The organism is Streptococcus cristatus, assembly GCF_001588905.1.
In the GTDB taxonomy this organism is placed as follows: domain Bacteria; phylum Bacillota; class Bacilli; order Lactobacillales; family Streptococcaceae; genus Streptococcus; species Streptococcus cristatus_N.
The window spans coordinates 35,015-57,273 of the sequence record NZ_LAWH01000036.1; the positions used below are offsets into that span (position 1 = coordinate 35,015).

Sequence of the window (22,259 nt, forward strand, 5' to 3'; positions counted from 1 at the left end):
TAAAAAGATAAAGGAGCACATTACGAAATGAAACGTATTGCTGTTTTGACCAGTGGTGGAGATGCCCCTGGTATGAATGCTGCTATTCGTGCAGTTGTTCGTAAAGCAATTTCCGAAGGAATGGAAGTTTATGGGATTTATGGCGGCTACGCTGGAATGGTTGCTGGTGATATTTATCCACTTGATGCGACTTCAGTTGGAGACATTATTTCTCGTGGAGGAACTTTCCTTCATTCAGCACGCTACCCTGAGTTTGCAAAACTTGAAGGGCAATTAAAGGGAATCGAACAACTGAAGAAACACGGTATTGAAGGTGTAGTTGTTATCGGTGGAGACGGTTCTTACCATGGTGCGATGCGCTTAACAGAGCATGGCTTCCCAGCTGTTGGTGTACCTGGAACTATTGACAATGACATTGTCGGAACAGATTTCACTATCGGTTTTGATACTGCTGTTACAACTGCAATGGACGCGATCGACAAAATCCGTGATACATCATCCAGTCACCGTCGTACTTTCGTTGTTGAAGTAATGGGACGTAACGCTGGTGATATCGCACTTTGGGCAGGTATTGCTACAGGTGCAGATGAAATTATCATTCCTGAAGAAGGCTTCAAGATTGAAGATATCGTTGCCAGCATCAAACGTGGCTATGAAAAAGGTAAGAAGCATAATATCATTGTTCTTGCTGAAGGTGTTATGTCAGCAGATGAGTTTGGTAAAAAGCTGAAAGAAGCTGGTGATACTAGCGATCTCCGTGTGACTGAACTTGGTCACATCCAACGTGGTGGTTCACCAACTGCTCGCGACCGTGTATTGGCTTCTCGTATGGGAGCGCATGCCGTTAAACTACTTAAAGAAGGTATCGGTGGTGTTGCCGTAGGTATCCGTAATGAAAAAATGGTGGAAAGCCCAATCTTGGGAACTGCTGAAGAAGGCGCACTCTTTAGCCTGACTGCAGACGGCAAAATCGTTGTCAACAATCCACATAAAGCTGATATCGGCTTAGCAGAGCTTAATCGCAGCATTAATATTTAATTGGTCAATCAGGGGTGAAATCCCCAAATAGTAGAAGGAGTTTCTTAATATCATGAACAAACGCGTAAAAATCGTTGCAACTTTAGGTCCTGCGGTAGAAATCCGTGGCGGTAAAAAATTCGGTGAAGACGGATACTGGGGTGAAAAACTGGACGTTGAAGCTTCAGCTCAAAATATTGCAAAATTGATTGAAGCAGGAGCAAACACTTTCCGTTTCAACTTCTCACACGGTGACCACCAAGAACAAGGTGAGCGTATGGCAACTGTTAAACGTGCGGAAGAAATCGCTGGTAAAAAAGTTGGTTTCCTTCTTGACACGAAAGGTCCAGAAATCCGCACAGAATTGTTCGAAGGTGACGCAAAAGAGTACTCATACAAAACTGGTGAAAAAATTCGCGTTGCGACAAAACAAGGAATCAAATCAACTCGCGATGTGATTGCTTTGAACGTTGCTGGTGGACTTGATATCTACGACGATGTTGAAGTAGGTCGCCAAGTATTGGTTGACGATGGTAAACTTGGTCTTCGCGTTGTAGAAAAAGACGATGCAAACCGTGAATTTGTAGTTGAAGTTGAAAATGACGGTGTTATCGCTAAACAAAAAGGTGTAAACATCCCTAACACTAAAATTCCTTTCCCAGCTCTTGCTGAGCGCGATAACGACGATATCCGCTTCGGTCTTGAACAAGGTATCAACTTCATCGCGATTTCATTTGTACGTACTGCAAAAGACGTTAACGAAGTTCGTGCAATCTGTGAAGAAACTGGTAACGGACATGTTCAATTGTTCGCTAAAATCGAAAACCAACAAGGTATTGACAACTTGGATGAAATCATCGAAGCTGCTGACGGTATCATGATCGCTCGTGGTGACATGGGTATCGAAGTACCATTCGAAATGGTTCCAGTTTACCAAAAAATGATCATTACTAAAGTCAATGCAGCTGGTAAAGTTGTTATCACAGCAACAAACATGCTTGAAACAATGACTGAAAAACCACGTGCAACTCGTTCAGAAGTATCAGACGTATTTAACGCTGTTATCGACGGAACTGACGCTACAATGCTTTCAGGTGAGTCTGCAAATGGTAAATACCCACTTGAGTCAGTAACTACAATGGCTACAATCGATAAGAACGCTCAAACTCTTCTTAACGAATACGGACGTTTGAACTCAGATACTTTCGAACGTAACTCTAAGACAGAAGTTATGGCTTCAGCTGTTAAAGATGCTACTAACTCAATGAATATCAAATTGGTTGTTACTTTGACTAAGACTGGTCACACTGCTCGTTTGATCTCTAAATACCGTCCAAATGCTGATATCTTGGCATTGACATTCGATGAATTGACAGAACGTGGCTTGATGTTGAACTGGGGTGTTATCCCAATGTTGACAGAAGCACCTTCATCAACTGATGACATGTTCGAAATTGCTGAACGTAAAGCAGTTGAAGCAGGTCTTGTAGAATCTGGTGACGATATCGTTATTGTTGCAGGTGTGCCACTTGGCGAAGCTGTTCGTACAAACACAATGCGTATCCGTACAGTACGTTAATTTATTTCATAGTATGCAAAAACCGATAGATCCATTCTATCGGTTTTTTTTTGTTCTAGAATTTTTAATTGATTTCGTAATTGTGAAAACTTCAAAATAAGAATATTAACATTTTGCATATCAAAAAGGAGAAGAACCTTATGATCTTCTCCAGATTTTTGACTTTTCAATCGACCACAGTTAATAAGGAGTCAAAGAACCAATAGTGTAAAGATGATAATTATGGATTATCGTTATATTATTGGTTAATAATGGATACTCTCTATATCACTTTTTCTCTTTTCTAGATTCTAATACTCAACCGATGATCCAGCAGCAGACGAGTAGGTAATTTTCAATCCAGCCTAATAGATTCGCTTGATTCGCTTTTTCCAGATAGCCTAGCAGATGATTGGTGCCAAAGCCCAGTCCGCCCAGAATTAGTGCTAGCAAGGTCATACGCAGATAGAACCAATCATACTTTATGTTGGCGGCAATGACTAAAGGAAGAATAGCCAGATTCCAGAAACCAATTTCCCGCTGCCAGTAGGGAGCTAGACCATAGATGGACTCATTGCCCAAGAGCTGGGGCTGGAAAATCTGGATTATAGACGCGCCCAACATAGCTAAGATCAGTAAAATGAAAGTCACTCGTAAAAATTTATTCATACCTGTCTCCTTTCTTCTTTATAGATTATAATGTTTTTGAAAATGATTTTTAAGTTTTCATTTTTTACAAAAGAAAGCTCTAATAAAATATTTTACAAGCAAGTCCTATCTTTTTAGGTACTTTTGTGGTATACTAGATTAGTTGCAGAAATACAGTTTTTCTATTCAGTGGGAACTAGCGACCGAGTCGGCGCTTTTTTAGTGCCTAGACTTGAGAGACCATATTTATGAAGAGAAGAGCGAATACTCTCAAAAAATCGAGATTTAGTAAGGGAAAAGAACTTGGTATGTTTCGATAGTTGAGTATCAAAAGCCTTATAAGGTGGCTTCGCACCGCCTTTAGAAAGAAGAAGAACATTGAAATTTAATGAATTACATTTATCTACTGAATTACTAGCAGAGATTGAAAAAGCTGGCTTTGTAGAAGTGAGTCCTATTCAAGAGCAGACGATTCCGCTTGCTATGGCAGGTAAGGATGTCATTGGTCAGGCCCAGACAGGGACAGGAAAGACAGCAGCCTTTGGCTTTCCGACTCTGGAGAAGATTGATACAGATAATCCTGCTGTGCAAGCATTGATTATTGCTCCAACTCGTGAATTGGCTGTGCAGAGTCAGGAAGAGCTTTTCCGTTTTGGCCGCAGCAAGGGTGTCAAGGTGCGTTCTGTCTACGGTGGTTCCAGCATCGAAAAGCAAATCAAGGCCCTCAAATCTGGTGCTCATATCGTCGTAGGAACACCTGGCCGTCTCTTGGACTTGATCAAACGCAAGGCGCTTAAGCTGAATCAGATTGAAACCTTAATCTTGGACGAAGCGGATGAAATGCTTAATATGGGCTTTTTGGAAGATATTGAGTCTATCATTTCCCGTGTGCCAGAAGAACGTCAGACCTTGCTCTTTTCAGCGACCATGCCTGATGCTATCAAGCGCATCGGTGTCAAGTTCATGAAGGAGCCTGAGCATGTCAAGATTGCTGCTAAAGAGCTGACAACGGAGCTGGTAGACCAGTATTATATCCGTGTCAAAGAAAATGAAAAATTTGATACCATGACCCGCCTGATGGATGTGGAGCAGCCAGAGCTGTCTATCGTCTTTGGGCGGACCAAGCGCCGGGTCGATGAGCTGACTCGTGGTCTTAAAATCCGTGGCTTCCGTGCAGAGGGGATCCATGGTGATTTGGATCAAGGCAAGCGTCTCCGCGTTCTCCGAGACTTTAAAAACGGCAATCTGGATGTCTTGGTGGCGACAGATGTGGCCGCGCGTGGATTGGACATTTCTGGTGTGACCCATGTCTACAACTATGATATTCCTCAGGATCCAGAAAGTTATGTTCACCGGATTGGTAGAACTGGTCGTGCTGGTAAGTCAGGTCAGTCTATCACTTTCGTAGCGCCAAATGAAATGGGCTATCTGCAGATTATCGAAAATCTGACCAAGAAGCGTATGAAAGGCCTCAAGCCAGCGACTGCAGAGGAAGCTTTCCAAGCTAAGAAAAAAGTTGCCCTTAAGAAGATTGAACGCGATTTTGCTGACGAAAGCATCCGTTCTAACTTTGAGAAATTCAGTAAGGATGCCCGCAAGCTGGCAGCAGAATTCAGCCCAGAAGAGCTGGCTATGTATATCCTCAGCTTGACGGTGCAGGATCCAGATTCCCTTCCTGAAGTAGAAATTGCCCGTGAAAAACCATTGCCATTTAAAGCATCTGGTGGCGGTTTTGGTGGAAAAGGTAAGAGTGGTCGTGGCAACGGCCGTCGAGGCGACCAAGGCCGTGACCGCCGTGGCGGACGTGAAGATCGAGAGGGCGGTCGCCGTGACTTTAAACGTAAGTCAAACAAGAAGAGTCGCGACTTCGAAAGCAGAGGAAATAAACGCCCACAACGCACTTCCAGCGAAAAGAAAACCGGCTTTGTTATCCGTAATAAAGGCGATAAATAAACAGAAAATCCGATGTCAGCTGATATCGGATTTTTCTATTGAAAATAATTTGAAGATCTTTCAAGATTTGTTTGAAAATAGCACAATGAAAACGCATAAACAAACAATAATCTATTTTTTTGAAAAAAAGTATACATTTTTTTGTTTATATGAGAAAATTGTAGTATAATGATATAAGCAATGGTGCATGGACATTAAAGTGATTTGAGGTGTCCAAGGAACCTAAGAAATCAAAGGGGAAACTTTGATGAGACGTCTCTAGACATCAACAACAAGGAGGATTGTACATGAAGGAAAGTCGTCATAAAGTGATCTTACAAGAGCTGGACCAGACGGGAGTTGTGTCTGTTAAAAATCTGAAGGAATTGCTGAATGTAACAGATATGACCATTCGGCGAGATTTGATTGATCTTGAGAAGCAAGGACTTTTGATTCGGGTGCATGGTGGGGCTCATAAAAAGGTGAAAGATAGCTTGAATGAAGCTTCGCATTCTGAAAAAACGATGTTAAATATCGAAGAAAAGAAGCTGATTGCTAAGAAATGTGCTGATTTGATTGCTGAAGGAGATACAGTTTTTATCGGATCGGGTACTACAACGGATTTTATCGGCGATTATTTAGAGGGGAAAAATATCAGTATTGTAACCAATTCACTCCCTATTTTCGAAAAATTGAAGGATTACCCTAATTTTGATTTGATTTTGATCGGAGGACGCTATCGGGTCAAGACCCAGACTTTTGTGGGGCAGTTTGCCAATAAACTTTTACGAGAAATCAAGGTATCAAAGGCCTTTATTGGAGTGAACGGAATTGACGGCCACAATGTGACGACTGCCAATGAAGAAGAGGGGAATGGGAATGCCATTATTCTCAACAATGCAATTGAAAAATACATTGTTGCAGATAATAGCAAATTTGATAGCTATTCTTTCTATAGTTTTTACCGTTTGGACAATATTGACGCGATTGTAACGGATGACCATATCTCTCCGAAAGTGAGAGCAAAATATAGTTCTTACACCAAGGTTCTCTGATTTGGTCGCGTTGTCATGAATGTTGATTTTAGATTCTGAAAGCTGCGAATTTCGTAGCTTTTATTTCTTGTTTCAAATGAATTGCATTTAATAGCGGACGAAAAGTTCTTGTATATCAACTTAGACTTGCTAAGGATATTTTTATGACTCGTGTTATTCTTCAGCCATGCATAATGATGAAATGTTCTATCTTCATATGAACATTAAAATTTTAAGTTATTAGGTAAATAAACAAAAAATAACAAAACAAACTATTGACAGCGCTATCACATAATGATATAATTAATTAAACGAACAAAAAGAAACAAAAGGAGAGATGATAAAATGGCGCTTGCCCAATTATTTGATGAAAATCTAGTGTTTTGTTTACATGCGGAAAATCAAGAAGATCTTTTTCATCAAGTAGCTGATTTATTAGAAGAAAGAGAAGTTGTAACTTCTTCTTATCGAAACGCTTTACTTGAAAGAGAAAAGGCGTTTCCAACTGGATTGGATATGGAATTTTTAGGCAAGGACTTGCCGAATGTTGCCATACCTCATACGGATATTGCGCATAATTTGACTGAAAATGTGGTAGTTGTTAAGCTAGATCAGCCTGTAACCTTCCACAATATGATTTCTCCTACGCAAACCGTTGAAGTGTCTCTCTTGTTCTTTATTATCAACAACTCTAGCTCAAGCCAGACCAATATCTTAGCACAGTTAATGGATTTCTTCACTAGCGAAGGAAATCTAGCTGGTTTAGCTTCTTTGAACTCAAAAGAAGAGTTGTTCCAATATATTTCAAAAGTTATTAAATAAATAAATCGGAGGATTTTATTATGATTAAAATTTTAGCAGCCTGCGGAGCAGGGGTAAACTCAAGTCACCAAATCAAGAGTGCTCTTGAGGAAGAGTTGTCAAACCGCGGTTATGATGTACATTGTGATGCCGTGATGGTTAAGGATGTCAATGAAGATCTAATGCAAGGTTATGATATCTTCACGCCAATCGCTGCAACAGATCTTGGTTTTGAACCAGGAATCCCAGTTATCGAAGCTGGGCCAATCTTGTTCCGTATTCCTGCAATGAGCGCTCCAGTGTTTGACAATATTGAAGCAGCAATTAAAGAGCACGGACTAAGTTAATCTATTCTTTATCTTGTTAACATTCATATAACAAAAAAAGGGAGGAATTATTATGGATGTCATTATTGACCTAGCCAATAAGATTTTCAAGCCAGTCTTGGAAATGGGTGGTCCTATCATCATGCTGATCATCTTGACAGTATTGGCCTTACTATTTGGAGTGAAATTCTCCAAAGCGCTTGAAGGTGGTATCAAACTTGCCATCGCTCTTACTGGTATCGGTGCCATCATCGGTATGCTCAACGGAGCTTTCTCAGCATCACTTGCTAAATTCGTTGAAAACACTGGTATCCAGTTGAATATCACAGACGTTGGTTGGGCACCACTTGCAACCATCACTTGGGGTTCTCCATGGACCTTGTACTTCTTGCTCATCATGCTCATTGTCAATGTGGCAATGTTAGCTATGAAAAAAACAGATACATTGGACGTGGATATCTTTGATATCTGGCACTTGTCAATTACTGGCTTGCTCATCAAATGGTATGCAGATAAGAGCCATGTAAGTCCTGCTGTGTCACTCTTGATTGCAACTTTAGCAGTTGTCTTGGTTGGTGTCTTGAAGATTATCAACTCTGACTTGATGAAACCTACTTTTGATGATTTGTTGAATGCACCAAGTTCATCACCAATGACTTCAACTCACATGAACTACATGATGAACCCTGTTATCATGGTTTTGGATAAGATTTTTGACAAATTCTTCCCTGGGTTGGACAAATATGACTTTGATGCTGCCGCTTTGAACAAGAAAATTGGTTTCTGGGGATCTAAATTCTTCATCGGTTTCCTTCTTGGTGTAGTTATCGGTATCATGGGAACTCCGCACCCAGTGTCTGACGTTGCCGAAGCAGCAAAATGGTCACTTGTTATCAAAGGATGGTTGTCTCTTGGTTTGACTGCCGGTGTCTGCTTGGAGCTCTTCTCACTTATCGGATCATGGTTTATCGCAGCCGTTGAACCACTTTCACAAGGTATTACAAACGTAGCAACAAAACGTCTTCAAGGGCGTAAATTCAACATCGGTCTTGACTGGCCATTTATCGCTGGTCGTGCAGAAATCTGGGCCTGCGCTAACGTGCTTGCACCAATCATGTTGATTGAAGCAGTTCTGCTTTCTAATGTAGGAAATGGTATCTTGCCATTGGCTGGTATCATCGCCATGGGTGTGACACCTGCCCTTCTGGTTGTTACTCGTGGTAAATTGCTTCGTATGATTGTCTTTGGAACTCTCTTGTTACCACTCTTCCTTCTATCAGGTACACTGATTGCACCATTTGCAACAGAACTTGCTAAAGGCGTAGGTGCCTTCCCCGAAGGAGTTAGCCAGTCTCAATTGATCACTCACTCAACACTTGAAGGACCAATCGAAAAACTCTTGGGCTGGACTATTGGTAATACTACTACAGGTGATATTAAAGCTATCATTGGTGCTATTGTCTTCCTTGGTGCTTATATTGGAATCTTTGCTTGGTACAGAAAGCAAATGATCAAACGGAATGCAGAATATGCAGCAAAAGCAAAATAATATCCGTTAACTATTGTTAAATATTGTAAGACTAGGGAAGCTAGATTGTCCATTTCCAAATGGGAATGTTGATAATCTAGCTTTTCCTATGTGATGAATACAAAGCAGAGAGAAGTCAGAAGCCTGCCTTTTTCTCTGAAGTAGAGAGGAGATTTGGATGGTGATCGCGCTAGAAAATGATGAATTGACAGTGCAGTTTGAGAAATTGGGAGGAGCACTTTCTTCAATCAAGGATAAGGATGGTGTAGAATACCTCTGGCAGGGAGATGCGACCTATTGGAGTGGTCAAGCTCCAGTTCTTTTCCCCATTTGTGGGAGTTTGCGCAATGACACCGCTCACTATGTATTAAAAGATGGTCAAGAAGCGAGTGGAGTCATTCCTCGGCATGGGCTCGTTCGCAAGAAAGAATTTGAATTAGTAGAACAAACGGATACGAGTGTGACTTTTGCTATTGAGGACACAGAGGAGATGTTTCAGAACTATCCCTATCATTTCCGCTTATCGATTCGCTATAGCTTAACTGGTAAGAAGCTTCGTACCCAGTATATCGTAGAAAATCGTGGAGATAGTGGCGCTATGCCGTACTTCATCGGAGGTCATCCGGGATTTAACTGCCCTTTATTTGATGATGAAAAGTATGAGGATTACTATTTGGAGTTTGAAGAGGAAGAAACCTGCAGTGTTCCTCTCTCTTATCCTGAAACTGGTATGTTGAACTTTCTCGAACGTTCAAGTTTCCTAGATCATCAAAAAGAACTAAATTTGGGCTATGCTATCTTTGCTAAAGATGCAGTGACTCTTGATGAGCTAAAATCGCGGACTGTTGCTCTTCGTTCTCGGAATCATGATAAAGGGTTACGTTTGGATTTTCAAGAATTTCCAAATCTAATCATCTGGTCAACTATTAACAAAGGACCATTTATAGCCTTGGAACCTTGGTCAGGCTTGTCGACCTCGTTAGAAGAGGGAGATTATTTAGAAAGCAAGAAAAATGTCCGTCTACTCCCAGCAGGAGAAAAAGAAGAAATTGGATTTGATATTACTATTTTTTAAAGAAAAATTTTAAAAATGTTTAAAAACAAACATATAATGTTGACAACGAACACAAAATGTTGTATTATAAACTTGTGAATCAAATAACGTTTAATGTTTTAAAACATTTTAGTTCATTATATAGAAAATTAAAGGAGGACTTAATATGTCTATTATCATTGGTGCAGATGCTGCAGGTTTGAGATTGAAAGAAGTTGTGAAAGACTTCTTGGAAAAAGAAAACTTCCACGTAGTGGATGTTACGGCTGAAGGTCAAGACTTTGTTGATGTGACTCTTGCTGTTGCTGCAGAAGTAAACAAAGAAGAACAAAACCTTGGTATCGTGATTGATGCCTATGGTGCTGGTCCGTTCATGGTTGCAACTAAGATTAAAGGAATGGTTGCCGCAGAAGTATCTGATGAACGTTCAGCTTATATGACTCGTGGACACAACAACTCACGTATGATTACTATGGGAGCAGAAACTGTTGGTGATGAATTGGCGAAAAACATTGCTAAAGGTTTTGTTAATGGTAAATACGACGGTGGTCGTCACCAGATTCGTGTCGATATGTTGAACAAAATGTGCTAATACTCTTCAAAAATCAAGATAATCTGTCGTCAGCTCCCTTTAGCTAACTTCAGTTATGCTCGCAGCTCGCTTCCTAAGCTAATCTTGATTTTTCTTGAGTAAGGATAAATGATATGAGATTTATATAATTAATCGGAGGGAATAACTAATGAGAATTGCAATTGGATGTGATCACATCGTAACAGATGAAAAAATGGCGGTTTCAGAATTTTTGAAATCAAAGGGACATGAAGTCATTGACTTTGGTACTTACGACCATGCTCGTACACACTACCCAATTTTTGGTAAAAAAGTGGGGGAAGCTGTAACTAGCGGTCAAGCTGATCTTGGGGTATGTATCTGTGGTACTGGAGTTGGTATCAATAACGCTGTCAACAAAGTTCCAGGTGTACGCTCTGCCTTGGTTCGTGATATGACAACAGCTCTTTACGCTAAAGAACAGTTGAATGCCAACGTTATTGGTTTTGGTGGAAAAATCACTGGTGAATTGCTCATGTGTGATATCATCGAAGCTTTCATCAATGCTGAATACAAACCATCTGAAGAAAACAAAAAATTAATTGCGAAAATCGAGCACGTTGAAAGTCACAATGCTCATCAAGCAGATGCAAACTTCTTTACAGAATTCCTTGAAAAATGGGATCGCGGTGAATACCACGACTAAGAGGTGACGCATGATTTTAACAGTCACAATGAATCCATCCATTGATATTTCTTATCCTTTGGATAAATTGAAAATTGACACTGTCAACCGTGTGGTGGACGTGACCAAGACAGCTGGTGGTAAAGGTCTCAATGTTACACGAGTTCTTTCAGAATTTGGTGATTCTGTTGCTGCTACTGGTTTAGTTGGGGGTAAACTTGGTGAGTTTTTGGTAGAACATATCGATGATAAAGTAACGAAACGTTTCTTCTCCATTCAAGGAGAAACTCGTAACTGTATCGCTATCCTACACGGAGACAACCAAACAGAAATTCTTGAGAAAGGGCCCGAAGTTCTGGAACAAGAAGGTCAAGATTTCTTGGCTCATTTTGAAAATCTTCTTGACACTGTGGAAGTAGTGGCTATCTCTGGTAGTCTGCCAGCAGGTCTTCCAGTTGACTACTATGCAAACTTGGTAGAACTTGCTAATCGCGCAGGAAAACCAGTTGTTCTGGATTGCTCAGGTGCTGCCCTTCAGGCAGTTCTTGAATCACCACATAAACCAACAGTAATTAAACCAAATAACGAAGAATTATCTCAACTTCTTGGGAAAGAAGTTTCGGAGGATTTGGACGAATTAAAAGAAGTTCTTCAAGAACCTTTATTTGCAGGGATTGAGTGGGTTATCGTTTCACTTGGTGCTAATGGAGCTTTTGCCAAACATGATGATACTTTCTACAAGGTAGATATTCCAAGAATTCAGGTAGTCAATCCTGTCGGATCTGGAGATTCTACTGTTGCAGGCATTTCATCAGGACTTCTTCATAAGGAATCAGATGCAGAACTTCTCATCAAGGCAAATGTCCTTGGTATGCTCAATGCTCAAGAAAAAATGACAGGTCATGTCAATATGGCCAACTATCAAGCTCTATATGATCAATTAATAGTAAAAGAGGTATAAAATGGCTTTAACAGAACAAAAACGTAAATATTTAGAAAAACTCTCTGACGAGAACGGCATTATCTCAGCTCTTGCCTTTGACCAACGTGGTGCTTTGAAACGCCTCATGGCTCAACACCAAACAGAAGAACCAACAGTAGCTCAAATGGAAGAACTTAAAGTCTTGGTAGCAGATGAATTGACTAAATACGCTTCATCTATGCTTCTTGACCCTGAGTACGGACTTCCAGCTACAAAAGCACTTGCACCAAATGCAGGGCTTCTCCTTGCTTATGAAAAAACAGGTTATGACACAACTAGCACCAAACGCTTGCCAGACTGCTTGGATGTTTGGTCTGCCAAACGTATCAAAGAACAAGGCGCGGATGCTGTTAAGTTCTTGCTTTACTATGACGTAGACAGCTCTGACGAACTCAACCAACAAAAACAAGCCTACATCGAACGCATCGGCTCTGAGTGTGTGGCAGAAGACATTCCATTCTTCCTTGAAATCTTGGCTTACGATGAAAAAATCGCTGACGCAGGTTCTGCTGAATACGCTAAAGTAAAACCACACAAGGTTATCGGTGCCATGAAAGTCTTCTCAGACCCACGCTTTAACATCGATGTCTTGAAAGTAGAAGTTCCAGTCAATGTTAAATACGTTGAAGGTTTTGGCGATGGTGAAATCGTGCATACTCGTGAAGAAGCAGCAGCCTTCTTCAAAGCGCAAGATGAAGCAACTAACCTGCCATACATCTACTTGAGTGCGGGAGTGTCAGCTAAACTCTTTCAAGAAACACTTGTATTTGCCCATGAATCAGGCGCAAACTTCAATGGTGTTCTTTGTGGACGTGCAACTTGGGCTGGATCAGTTGAAGCCTACATCAAAGACGGTGAGGCGGCAGCTCGTGAATGGCTTCGCACAACTGGATTTGAGAACATTGATGAACTCAACAAGGTTCTTCAAACAACAGCGACTTCATGGAAAGAACGCATCTAATTTAATCTTGAATGTAGAAATCAAAAAACGTAGTAAGTTTCAGGACTTACTACGTTTTTCTTCTATATAAGCTAGTTTTTCAGCTCGTTTCTTCTTTTTGAAGAGGGCTTCAGCCGACATGGCTGCAGATTTGTCGGGATGTTCCTCTTGATAGATGAGTGTGACGGGCAATCGGGCACGGGTGTACTTGGCTCCTTTTCCAGACTGATGTGTTTTTAGACGAGCTTCTACATTGGTGGTATAGCCTGTATAGAGGGTGCCATCCCCGCATTCAAGGACGTACATATAGGCTTTATTTTCCATAGTAAATCTCTTGAATTTCTGGTGTATAGCTGCCGTCTTGCTCGTGGATAAAGAGGGGCGGGAGGATTTTCAGGCCGTCTGGTGAACCATCTTTGATAGCCTCGATTAAGAGCATATTTGCTTCTCTCCCCTGCTTGGGATAGACAAACTGGATGCGCTTGGGCGCTAGATTATGGTTTTTCATAGTTTCTAAAATATCCAAAAATCGGTCAGGACGGTGAACCATTGCTAAGCGACCATTGGACTTGAGAACTCGCTGGGCAATCGTGCAAATTTCTTCTAAATTCGTAGCAACTTCGTGACGCGCCAACAAATAATGTTCACTGCCGTTGAGATTGGAATGTTCATCAACCTTGAAATAGGGAGGATTGCAGAGAATGATGTCAACCTTACTGCCAGATATATGGGCGCCTAGATTTTTCAAGTCGTCATGGATGACCTGCATCTGTTGAGTAAGGTGATTTAATTCAATGGAACGCTGGGCCATATCGGCTAAACGCTCCTGAATTTCCACCGCTAGAATCTGGGCCTGAGTCCGTGTGCTAGCAAAGAGACCAACAGCCCCGTTTCCAGCGCAGAGATCAACGATGAGCCCTCGTTTGGGTAATTTTGGAAAGCGAGAAAGCAGGACACTATCGACTGAATAGCTAAAAACCTCGCTATTTTGAATGATTTTTATATCAGTGGAAAAGAGTTGGTTGACTCTTTCCCCGTCTTTTAATTTTGCTTCTGTCATACCAACATTATAGCATGATTAAGTGCTATTCCAAAGAAGAAAGAGAAATTTTATAGGAAAAAACACCTGACTATGTCTGTCAGGTGCGAATTTTAGTTGAATTCATATTTTTGCTTGATGGTGCAAGCGATGAAAATTCCGATAAAGAAAACCATGAGAATCAGATAGACTGGCAAGGTTGCGGCTGTCAGCGTTGCAATTTCCAAAAGGTGTTGCAGGACAAAGGCTGATAGATAGAAGCCTGCGACTGAAAAAATGATCAGAAGAGCGCGCCAGAGGTTGAGTGGCAGGCAGGCCCGGATGACGGACAAGAAGCTGATGCTGCCTAGCAAGTAGTAGGTCAGAGTGGCCATTTCAATGTCGCTCCAGCCATGGCTGCTGCCCCAGATGCGAACAAATAGCACGCTGAAGATAATCATGAGGGAGCTTGGCAGAGCCAGCTGCAGGGAGCGTTTGAGGAAGTGCTTTTCAACCGGCTTAATATTGCGTTCAAAGGTGAGGACAAAGGGTGGGAAACCTTCGACAAACTGGTCAATTAGGGTGATTTGGATCGGGATGAATGGGAAAATCAATAGATATTCCGGCTTGCCTAGCAGGACGCTGGCGATACAGATGATAGCTAGGAGGAAGGAATAAATGGTCTTGATGAAGAAAATCGGAGCAATCCGGCCGATATTGTTAACGACTCGGCGGCCTTCAAAAAGAATCTCAGGGACATCGTTAAAGTCGGAGTTCAGAAGGACCAAGTTGGCAATTTGCCGAGTTGCGGGGTCGCCCTCGGCCATGACGATGGAGCAGTCTGCTTCACGCAAGGCCAATATATCATTAACACCATCTCCTGTCATGGCTGTTGTACGACCGGCGGCCTTAAGAGTCTGGATGAGTAGCTTCTTCTGATGAGGAGAAACTCGGCCGAAGATGGCTGTTTCTTCTGCCTGCTCAACCAGTTCTTGATCGCTGATTTTAGAGCAGTCGATGTAGCTGTCGTAGTTGGCAAATCCAGCCTGGCTCGCGATATGCGAAACGGTCACAGGATTGTCACCAGAGATGATTTTCAAATCAACATCTTGAGAGCGCAGGTAGTCCAGTGTCTCAGCCGCTCCCTCGCGAATAGGATCAGTGATTTCCAGAACAGCCAGAGCAGTCATATCTTCAGGCAGTTGGATACTGTGTTTGTCTAGCACTTGGTCGCTGTGAGCCAGCACCAAAACCCGCGATCCGCGTTTTTGAGCCTCTCTAACCGCTGCAGGATTGCTGTCCAGCAGCATTTCGGGCGCTCCCAGAAAGATGGTTCCGATACTGGATAAATGCATAGCGCCCCATTTGCGGTCACTAGAAAATGGGATGACATTGTCGCTAGTATAGGCATGGTCCAGATGGCCGTAGCCCTTGCGGATAGCCTGAGCAGTTGGGTTATTATCCTCGCTGGTTTGGATGTAGGCTGCTAAGATTTGACCGACTGTCTCATCAGAAAACTTATCTGACAGACTATGCAAGGCTTCAACAGTCATCTTACCTTGGGTAATTGTCCCGGTCTTGTCCAGGCAGAGAGTATCTACCCGGGCCAGAGTTTCAACAGAATACATTTCCTGAACAAGCACCTTGCGCATGCCGAGCTTGATGACAGCTGTCAGGAGTGACGTGACTGTCAGCAGGGCGATTCCCTTAGGTAGCATACCCAAAAGGGCTGTCGAGCTGGTAATGACAGAGTTCTTGACAGGCAGTCCCTTTATCATCAGGGCTTCAAAAAAGAGTGCCAATCCGAAAGGAATGATAATTTTTCCGGTAAAGCGGGAAATTTTCCCAAGATTGTAAAGAATGCGCGAGTTGATCGGCTTGAGAGTTTTAGCCTCAGTCATGAGCTTGTTGGCATAGTTGTCTGCGCCGACATGATGCACCTTAGCATAGATCTGCCCACTGGCCAGAAAGCTACCAGACAGCAGTTCAGCGCCTTCTTCCTTGAGAACCAAGTCACTCTCCCCTGTCAGCATGGCTTCATTGGCCTCGGCAACACCCTCTACTACACGGGCATCACTGGGAATTTGCTCGCCGGCTGACAGCTTGATCAGATCGCCCAGTACAATTTCTTCTGGCTGAATCTTGACTGCCTGGCCGTCTCGGATGACTGTGACCAGCTCTCGGCTGACCAGATTGAGCTTGTCAATCATGTGTTTGGCTCGCAGCTCTGTAATAATACCAGTGACGGCGTTAAAGCTGATGACTGCGAAGAAGACCAGATTGCTCCAGGCTTGGACAGAGACCAAGGCTACAGCAATAACAAAGTTAAGGGCATTAAAAAGGGTGAAAACATTCCGCTTAACGATTTGCCAGTTACTAGTACTGGTGTCACTTGTAAAATCGTTGGTCAAGCCCTGCGAAATCTTTTCATCTACTTGGGTTTGGTTTAAACCGATTAATTCTTTCTTGTTCATGAGACTAATGATACCATTTTTTTATGGAAATGGCTATCAGAATCAGCTGTTACAGCCAAAGTTTGGAAAAATATTGCAGACTACAAGGGGATAGGGTATAATGGGAAAGGATGTAAAAGATCGCAAGTATAATCACAGTTTAAATAAGGAGAGTTTATGTTTTATACCTATTTGCGAGGTCTGGTGATTTTTATTCTCTGGGCTTTGAATGGCAATGCCCATTACCATAATAAAGAGAAGATTCCTTCACAAGATGAAAACTATATCTTAGTGGCTCCTCACCGAACATGGTGGGATCCAGTTTACATGGCTTTTGCGACCAAGCCCAAGCAGTTTATTTTCATGGCTAAGAAACAGCTCTTTGAAAATCGGGTGTTCGGCTGGTGGATTCGCATGTGTGGTGCCTTTCCTATCGACCGAGAAAATCCTGGCCCGTCAGCTATCAAATACCCTGTCAATATGCTGAAAAAGAGCAATCGCTCTCTGATTATGTTCCCGAGCGGCAGCCGTCATTCTACGGATGTCAAGGGAGGAGTGGCAGTGATTGCTAAGATGGCTAAGGTCCGTATCATGCCTGTAGTCTATGCTGGTCCCATGAGCCTCAAAGGCTTGGCAGCTGGGGAGCGCGTGGATATGAACTTCGGTAATCCAATTGATATTTCGGATATCAAAAAGATGAATGATGAAGGAGTTGAGGAAGTAGCTCGCCGGATTCAGGCAGAGTTTGACCGCTTGGATGCAGAAGTAGCGCCCTACCAGACAGGTAAAAAACCAAATATCTTCTGGCGGATTTTACGAGCAATTGCCTTTATCCCAGCAGCTTTGATTGGTATTTTGACCTTCATTTTTAGTTTCCTTGCAAGCTTTGTCTGGGATCCAGATAAGCATAGAAAATAAGATACGAATCAGCTTCCTTAGCAATCTTGCTTGGGAGCTGATTTTTTTATGCGAGTGAGCTATAATGTTGGTATGTTTTATAAGGAGGATGCTATGTCTCTTGCTTTTTTATCTTTTGTAACCTTATCACTGTTTATGCTGCACGAGTTTGATGAGATTATCCTGATTCGGCCTTGGATTTCTCAGAATCAAAACCATCAAGGCTATCAAAAGGAGATGTTCATTGCCAGAAGAGGAAGTTATCTTTCTGCTGAAAGCATTGCTCTGATGATTGCGGAGGAATTTCTACTGGCTTTTATTCTCTTGCTGCTTGCCATTCTATTTCGCATTCCCGAGCTGGCTCTGGCTATTGGCTTCTGTCATACCCTCCATCTGCTGGGCCATATCATGCAAGTGTTTCGCTTTCGTCGCTGGGTACCGGGCGGCTTCACAGCTTTGACGACTTTTCCTATGCTTATCTTAGTCTTGGTCCTTTATCTGAGTCAGCATTCAGTTTCTTGGCCGCTGCTTCTGATTCTAAGCGTGCTTGTGATGGCTTTTCTTTTGGCAAATCTGGCTTTTTTACATAGCAGAGCTCAAAAGATAGAAGCTTGGATATACAGGATAAGCAAAGCAGATTGATATTACAGCTTCTATTTTCATCAATGTCCTTTCTATCTACTACTTCTTGCAAAATAAAGATTTTAAAATATGACAAGCTGAAAATTCTCTCGGTTTGTCATATTTTTTTTTGAATTTTTTACGAATAAAAAGACAAAGGAGAAAAATATGCTTGAAGAAATCATTGAAAAATTAAAGGAATACAAAATTTTTGTTGGACTTTCCTTATTGGGGGTCGTCTTGGCTGGCTTTTTCTTGTTGAAGGGCAATCCTCAGCCACAGAATCAGGTCAGTGCACTGGCTCAGGAAGTGGTTACATCAGCTTCATCTGAAACCAATACAGAAAAAAGAAGTACAAATCAGGAAAAAATCGACTCAGAAAAAGATATGGATTCAGAGGAATCTGAGGAAGAAGTAACAGTTGATGTTAAAGGAGCTGTCAAAAATCCAGGAGTTTATCAGTTGCAGGCAGGAGCGCGTGTGCATGATGCCCTACAAAAAGCAGGTGGTTTACTGCCGGATGCTGAGTCCAAATCTATCAACCAAGCTCAAAAATTAACAGATGAAGCGGTTGTTTATGTAGCTAAAGTCGGTGAGGAAGGGGCAGATGTGACGCAAACTAGTCAGACGCCAGCTGGAAATGGGGGAACAGAGAAAGGGAAGTCTGGCTTGGTCAATCTCAATACGGCGACCGAAGCTGAACTTCAGACAGTTTCAGGCATCGGTCAAAAGAAAGCGCAAGACATCATTGCTTATCGGGAAGCCAATGGTAAGTTTAAGTCAGTAGACGAGCTGAAAAATGTTTCAGGAATCGGTGCAAAAACCTTAGAAAAATTAAAAGACTATGTCACAGTGGATAAATAAATTTCCTATCAAACCCATCTATTTTTGTCTTTTGCTGGTGCTGGCCTACTTTGCGATTTACACTAGTAGTCTGCCAGCTTATCTAGGTTTGGCAGTCCTCCTTGTTCGGCTCTTTTGGCTTTATTCGACCAGAAATAGTCTGCTTGTTTTGGCGTTCTTGAGTCTCTTTTCAGGATTTTTCCTATTTCGGAGAGAAGTGGCTAATCAAGCCTTTCAAGATGAACCGAAAATCATTTCTGCCATTGTAATTAAGCCAGATACGATCAAAGTCAATGGCGACTTGCTTTCTTTTCGTGGCTATTCCAATGGTCGAACCTATCAGGCTTTTTATAAAATCCAGTCAGAAAAGGAAAAACAAGCTTTTCAAAAGCTGAACGATCAACTCCTTTTGAAGATTGATGGAGAACTCAGTTTAGCAGAAGACCAACGCAATTTTTCAGGCTTTGACTATCGGGCTTATCTAAAAACGCAAGGGATTTACAGGATTTTGAAAATCAATCACATCAAGTCCAGTCAGCATTTTAGCAGTCTTAATCCTTGGGACTGGCTGTCGGTTTGGCGGAGAAAAGCCTTAGTTTACATCAAAGAAAACTTTCCTAGTCCCATGAACCATTATATGACTGGACTCTTGTTTGGCGATTTGGACACAGATTTTGCTGAGATGAATGAACTTTATTCCAGTCTGGGGATTATCCACCTCTTTGCCCTATCTGGCATGCAGGTCGGCTATTTCATGGATGGTTTTCGCAAGCTTCTCCTCAAATCTGGTTTAAAAAGAGAAACTGTTGATTGGATACAACTCCCTTTTTTCTTTATCTATGCAGGTTTAACGGGCTTTTCAGTATCGGTTGTGAGGAGTTTAGTACAAAAGCTGCTCTCGCAGTTTGGTGTGACTAAGCTGGACAACTTTGCTTTGACAATCATGCTCTTAGCCATGTTCATGCCCAATTTTCTCTTGACGACGGGTGGCGTTCTTTCCTGCGCCTATGCTTTTGTCATCTCTGTCATGGATTTTGAGCATTTACCTTCTATAAGAAAGGTGCTGGCAGAAAGTCTGACTATTTCGCTGGGAATTTTGCCGATTCTGATTTTCTATTTTTCCGAATTTCAGCCATGGTCTATTCTGCTGACCTTTCTATTCTCAGTTGTTTTTGATCTTTTTATGCTTCCAGCTCTGACCTTTATTTTTGCCCTATCACCTCTTTTGAAAATCACTCAGGTCAATGTCTTATTTGAACTGTTAGAAGGGCTAATCCGTTGGACGGCGTCTATTTCCTCACGGCCAGTGATTTTTGGTCAGCCATCTATCTGGATGATGCTAGGTCTGCTTGTCACTCTAGGCATGCTCTATGATTTTCGCAGACAGAAGAAAGTTGTGACCTTACTTAGCTTGGCTCTTGCTCTGCTATTTTTCCTCACTAAGCATCCCTTGCAAAATGAAATTACAGTTATTGATATTGGGCAGGGAGATAGCATTTTCTTGCGCGATTGGCGGGGAAAATCTGTTCTGATTGATGTAGGTGGTCGAGTGGAGATTGGCAAGAAAGAAGCATGGCAGAAGCGGATTTCTTCGACAAATGCAGAAAAGACCTTGATTCCCTATCTGAAAAGTCGGGGAGTGAGCCGCTTGGATGTGCTGGTTTTGACCCACACCGATACGGACCATATGGGCGATATGCTGGAAGTAGCCAAGCATTTTTCTATAAAGGAAATTTATGTATCTAAGGGAAGTTTGACCCAGTCGGATTTTGTTGAGAAACTGGAGCGGATGCAGACGAGAGTCCATGCGGTAGAGGTAGGGGATAAGCTTCCGATTTTTGATGGAGCTTTGCAGGTTCTTTATCCTGAGGAGACGGGCGACGGTAGTAATGACGACTCTGTCGTCTTGTATGGGCAATTTTTTGGAACCAGTTTTTTGTTTACGGGAGACTTAGAGGAGAAAGGCGAAGCTACCTTGATGCGGCGTTTTCCGCAACTCAAGGTGGATGTTTTAAAAGCAGGACACCACGGTTCTAAGGGCTCCTCTAGCCCAGAATTTTTACATCAGCTTCAACCCAAAATTGCCCTCATCTCTGCTGGTAAGAATAACCGCTACAAGCATCCCCATCAGGAAACTCTGGACAGATTTGAGAACATTCAGACACAGATTTTCCGAACAGATGAACAAGGAGCTATTCGCTTCAGCGGCTGGGGTTCATGGCAGATTGAGACGGTAAAGTAAAGCTTTGTTTCCTTGCTCTAATAGCGAGCTAGAGATAACTTACCTTGATTTCGAGCTAAAATTATGATACAATGAATTCTGTTAATAAAAATTTAGAGGAGATTTCTATGTTTTCTGCTTATAAAAAATTTTGGACTCGTTATGCAGACTTTAGTGGTCGTTCAAGCCGTTCGGATTACTGGTGGGTTGTCCTATGTAATTTTTTGATTACTCTACCATTTTCGTTGATTGCCTTTTTCGGCTTCCTCATTCCACTTTTTAGTGAAATTTATTATGCGGGATTGTACGATTATGAACCTGATTTATCTGGAGCTATGGCTGGCGCTGGTTTAGCTGTGTTCATCATGTTCTTGCTTACCATCTATTGGCTTGCAACGATCGTTCCCCATCTTGCTATCACAGTTCGTCGTCTTCGCGACGCTGGCTTCCACTGGGCATTTATTTTTCTGGGAGTAGGGCCAACAATAGCTTCTTTCATTCCAATTTTGAATATTTTAGCTGCTTTGGTTTCTCTGCCATGTGGTATTGCTCTGATTGTCTTGCTTTGCCAAGCTAGCAAACCAGCTCAGCAAGTTAAAGGGGCTCCTTATGGTCAACAAGGATTCCAAGGTCAGCAATTTGGTCAAGCTCAACAACCAGTTCAAAACCAACAGTTTGCTCAGCCTGGATTCCAAGGACAACAACAGCCGACACAAAACCCACAATTTGGTCAAGTTCAACAGCCAGCTCAAAACCAACAGTTTAGTCAGCCTGTTAACCAAGAGCAACCATTTGCTCAGCAACAAGCACCAGTTCAAAATCAAGGATTTGGTCAGCCTCAGCAACCTTTTGGTCAGAATCAAGTGAACCAGCCAACTCAACCGTTTGCTGCTAGCCAAGCCCAAACTCAAGAATCAACTCAATCAGCATTCTCAGCCTCAGTTTCAGAACCAGCTGAATCAGTTCATTCAGTAGAAACTCATCAGTCTCAAGCTGAAACTGCAGAACAGGCTCTGGGAACTGCTTCTGAACAAATCACTAACTCAGAGTCAATCTCTCAATAAAATCTATAAGATATTAACCCTAGATAGTTTCAATCTATCTGGGGTTTCTTTGTCGTCTTTTAAACTTTTGTAACCAAAATGACTTTC

General features: G+C 42.1%; 21 protein-coding genes. 17 read left to right on the forward strand and 4 right to left on the reverse strand.

Going from position 1 to position 22,259, the window contains the following annotated elements:
• Positions 1-27: 27 nt before the first annotated feature.
• Both pfkA and pyk read left to right on the forward strand, forming a co-directional pair.
• Entirely contained in the window at positions 28-1,038 is a 1,011-nt protein-coding gene (gene pfkA, locus A0765_RS07605) for a 6-phosphofructokinase (protein ID WP_005590682.1), read from the forward strand.
• Positions 1,039-1,090: 52 nt separating this feature from the next.
• Complete coding sequence (pyk, locus tag A0765_RS07610) at positions 1,091-2,596, forward strand: pyruvate kinase (protein ID WP_005590680.1); 1,506 nt, start codon at positions 1,091-1,093, stop codon at positions 2,594-2,596.
• Positions 2,597-2,893: 297 nt separating this feature from the next.
• Here the strand turns inward: pyk and A0765_RS07615 are convergent, their stop codons facing one another.
• A complete protein-coding gene (locus A0765_RS07615) occupies positions 2,894-3,244 on the reverse strand; it encodes a hypothetical protein (protein WP_062005759.1) in 351 nt (116 codons plus the stop codon).
• Positions 3,245-3,601: 357 nt separating this feature from the next.
• On the opposite strand from A0765_RS07615, the gene cshA reads away from it, so the two are divergent.
• The 10 genes from cshA to lacD all read left to right on the forward strand — a co-directional run bounded on the left by cshA (position 3,602) and on the right by lacD (position 13,076).
• Positions 3,602-5,176, forward strand: coding sequence for a degradosome RNA helicase CshA (cshA, locus tag A0765_RS07620; protein ID WP_062005761.1), 1,575 nt, complete (start codon positions 3,602-3,604; stop codon positions 5,174-5,176).
• A 287-nt stretch (positions 5,177-5,463) separates the two neighbouring features.
• Positions 5,464-6,210, forward strand: coding sequence for a DeoR/GlpR family DNA-binding transcription regulator (locus tag A0765_RS07625; RefSeq protein WP_005590674.1), 747 nt, complete (start codon positions 5,464-5,466; stop codon positions 6,208-6,210).
• Between the two features lie 324 nt (positions 6,211-6,534).
• Positions 6,535-7,011, forward strand: a complete 477-nt coding sequence (locus tag A0765_RS07630) for a PTS sugar transporter subunit IIA (protein WP_048763634.1) — start codon at positions 6,535-6,537, stop codon at positions 7,009-7,011.
• 20 nt (positions 7,012-7,031) lie between these two features.
• Positions 7,032-7,337 carry a PTS sugar transporter subunit IIB gene (locus A0765_RS07635; protein WP_005590672.1) on the forward strand — a complete coding sequence of 102 codons (306 nt, stop codon included), beginning with the start codon at positions 7,032-7,034 and terminating at the stop codon, positions 7,335-7,337.
• A 52-nt stretch (positions 7,338-7,389) separates the two neighbouring features.
• Complete coding sequence (locus A0765_RS07640) at positions 7,390-8,865, forward strand: PTS galactitol transporter subunit IIC (RefSeq protein WP_062005763.1); 1,476 nt, start codon at positions 7,390-7,392, stop codon at positions 8,863-8,865.
• 157 nt (positions 8,866-9,022) lie between these two features.
• Positions 9,023-9,919, forward strand: a complete 897-nt coding sequence (locus tag A0765_RS07645) for an aldose 1-epimerase family protein (protein ID WP_062005765.1) — start codon at positions 9,023-9,025, stop codon at positions 9,917-9,919.
• Positions 9,920-10,064: 145 nt separating this feature from the next.
• A complete protein-coding gene (gene lacA / locus A0765_RS07650) occupies positions 10,065-10,490 on the forward strand; it encodes a galactose-6-phosphate isomerase subunit LacA (RefSeq protein WP_005590669.1) in 426 nt (141 codons plus the stop codon).
• A gap of 148 nt (positions 10,491-10,638) precedes the next feature.
• A complete protein-coding gene (gene lacB, locus A0765_RS07655) occupies positions 10,639-11,154 on the forward strand; it encodes a galactose-6-phosphate isomerase subunit LacB (RefSeq protein ID WP_005590668.1) in 516 nt (171 codons plus the stop codon).
• Between the two features lie 10 nt (positions 11,155-11,164).
• Entirely contained in the window at positions 11,165-12,094 is a 930-nt protein-coding gene (locus A0765_RS07660) for a tagatose-6-phosphate kinase (protein WP_062005767.1), read from the forward strand.
• A 1-nt stretch (position 12,095) separates the two neighbouring features.
• The gene (lacD, locus tag A0765_RS07665; RefSeq protein ID WP_062005770.1) at positions 12,096-13,076 is read left to right on the forward strand and encodes a tagatose-bisphosphate aldolase; all 981 of its coding nucleotides are present in this window, start codon (positions 12,096-12,098) and stop codon (positions 13,074-13,076) included.
• A gap of 39 nt (positions 13,077-13,115) precedes the next feature.
• Here the strand turns inward: lacD and A0765_RS07670 are convergent, their stop codons facing one another.
• From A0765_RS07670 to A0765_RS07680, 3 genes are all read right to left on the reverse strand, one after another.
• Entirely contained in the window at positions 13,116-13,379 is a 264-nt protein-coding gene (locus A0765_RS07670; RefSeq protein WP_062005772.1) for a GIY-YIG nuclease family protein, read from the reverse strand.
• Positions 13,369-14,115 (reverse strand): tRNA1(Val) (adenine(37)-N6)-methyltransferase, encoded by a 747-nt coding sequence (locus tag A0765_RS07675; protein ID WP_062005773.1) that lies wholly within the window; start codon positions 14,113-14,115, stop codon positions 13,369-13,371. The genes A0765_RS07670 and A0765_RS07675 overlap by 11 nt, the downstream gene beginning before the upstream one ends.
• A 92-nt stretch (positions 14,116-14,207) precedes the next feature.
• Positions 14,208-16,547, reverse strand: a complete 2,340-nt coding sequence (locus tag A0765_RS07680; protein ID WP_062005775.1) for a cation-translocating P-type ATPase — start codon at positions 16,545-16,547, stop codon at positions 14,208-14,210.
• Between the two features lie 156 nt (positions 16,548-16,703).
• On the opposite strand from A0765_RS07680, the gene A0765_RS07685 reads away from it, so the two are divergent.
• The 5 genes from A0765_RS07685 (at position 16,704) to A0765_RS07705 (ending at position 22,172) form a co-directional block, all read left to right on the forward strand.
• On the forward strand, positions 16,704-17,444 hold the full coding sequence (locus A0765_RS07685; RefSeq protein WP_005590662.1) for a lysophospholipid acyltransferase family protein: 741 nt from the start codon (positions 16,704-16,706) through the stop codon (positions 17,442-17,444).
• A 72-nt stretch (positions 17,445-17,516) separates the two neighbouring features.
• Positions 17,517-18,065 (forward strand): HXXEE domain-containing protein, encoded by a 549-nt coding sequence (locus tag A0765_RS07690; RefSeq protein ID WP_179856154.1) that lies wholly within the window; start codon positions 17,517-17,519, stop codon positions 18,063-18,065.
• Between the two features lie 147 nt (positions 18,066-18,212).
• Positions 18,213-18,908: a helix-hairpin-helix domain-containing protein gene (locus A0765_RS07695; RefSeq protein WP_062005779.1), complete on the forward strand. Its 696-nt coding sequence runs from the start codon at positions 18,213-18,215 to the stop codon at positions 18,906-18,908.
• Positions 18,889-21,129: a DNA internalization-related competence protein ComEC/Rec2 gene (locus A0765_RS07700; RefSeq protein WP_062005781.1), complete on the forward strand. Its 2,241-nt coding sequence runs from the start codon at positions 18,889-18,891 to the stop codon at positions 21,127-21,129. Before A0765_RS07695 ends, A0765_RS07700 begins: the two co-directional genes overlap by 20 nt.
• Positions 21,130-21,236: 107 nt before the next feature.
• Positions 21,237-22,172, forward strand: a complete 936-nt coding sequence (locus tag A0765_RS07705) for a DUF805 domain-containing protein (RefSeq protein ID WP_062005782.1) — start codon at positions 21,237-21,239, stop codon at positions 22,170-22,172.
• Positions 22,173-22,259: the final 87 nt, after the last annotated feature.

Bases quoted from the DNA above. Each gene is read 5' to 3' on its own strand.
- pfkA (WP_005590682.1), top strand. From the start codon at position 28: ATGAAACGTATTGCTGTTTTGACCAGTGGTGGAGATGCCCCTGGTATG.
- pyk (WP_005590680.1), top strand. From the start codon at position 1,091: ATGAACAAACGCGTAAAAATCGTTGCAACTTTAGGTCCTGCGGTAGAA.
- A0765_RS07615 (WP_062005759.1), bottom strand. From the start codon at position 3,244: ATGAATAAATTTTTACGAGTGACTTTCATTTTACTGATCTTAGCTATG.
- A0765_RS07625 (WP_005590674.1), top strand. From the start codon at position 5,464: ATGAAGGAAAGTCGTCATAAAGTGATCTTACAAGAGCTGGACCAGACG.
- A0765_RS07630 (WP_048763634.1), top strand. From the start codon at position 6,535: ATGGCGCTTGCCCAATTATTTGATGAAAATCTAGTGTTTTGTTTACAT.
- A0765_RS07635 (WP_005590672.1), top strand. From the start codon at position 7,032: ATGATTAAAATTTTAGCAGCCTGCGGAGCAGGGGTAAACTCAAGTCAC.
- A0765_RS07640 (WP_062005763.1), top strand. From the start codon at position 7,390: ATGGATGTCATTATTGACCTAGCCAATAAGATTTTCAAGCCAGTCTTG.
- A0765_RS07645 (WP_062005765.1), top strand. From the start codon at position 9,023: ATGGTGATCGCGCTAGAAAATGATGAATTGACAGTGCAGTTTGAGAAA.
- lacA (WP_005590669.1), top strand. From the start codon at position 10,065: ATGTCTATTATCATTGGTGCAGATGCTGCAGGTTTGAGATTGAAAGAA.
- lacB (WP_005590668.1), top strand. From the start codon at position 10,639: ATGAGAATTGCAATTGGATGTGATCACATCGTAACAGATGAAAAAATG.
- A0765_RS07660 (WP_062005767.1), top strand. From the start codon at position 11,165: ATGATTTTAACAGTCACAATGAATCCATCCATTGATATTTCTTATCCT.
- lacD (WP_062005770.1), top strand. From the start codon at position 12,096: ATGGCTTTAACAGAACAAAAACGTAAATATTTAGAAAAACTCTCTGAC.
- A0765_RS07670 (WP_062005772.1), bottom strand. From the start codon at position 13,379: ATGGAAAATAAAGCCTATATGTACGTCCTTGAATGCGGGGATGGCACC.
- A0765_RS07675 (WP_062005773.1), bottom strand. From the start codon at position 14,115: ATGACAGAAGCAAAATTAAAAGACGGGGAAAGAGTCAACCAACTCTTT.
- A0765_RS07680 (WP_062005775.1), bottom strand. From the start codon at position 16,547: ATGAACAAGAAAGAATTAATCGGTTTAAACCAAACCCAAGTAGATGAA.
- A0765_RS07685 (WP_005590662.1), top strand. From the start codon at position 16,704: ATGTTTTATACCTATTTGCGAGGTCTGGTGATTTTTATTCTCTGGGCT.
- A0765_RS07690 (WP_179856154.1), top strand. From the start codon at position 17,517: ATGTTTTATAAGGAGGATGCTATGTCTCTTGCTTTTTTATCTTTTGTA.
- A0765_RS07695 (WP_062005779.1), top strand. From the start codon at position 18,213: ATGCTTGAAGAAATCATTGAAAAATTAAAGGAATACAAAATTTTTGTT.
- A0765_RS07700 (WP_062005781.1), top strand. From the start codon at position 18,889: ATGTCACAGTGGATAAATAAATTTCCTATCAAACCCATCTATTTTTGT.
- A0765_RS07705 (WP_062005782.1), top strand. From the start codon at position 21,237: ATGTTTTCTGCTTATAAAAAATTTTGGACTCGTTATGCAGACTTTAGT.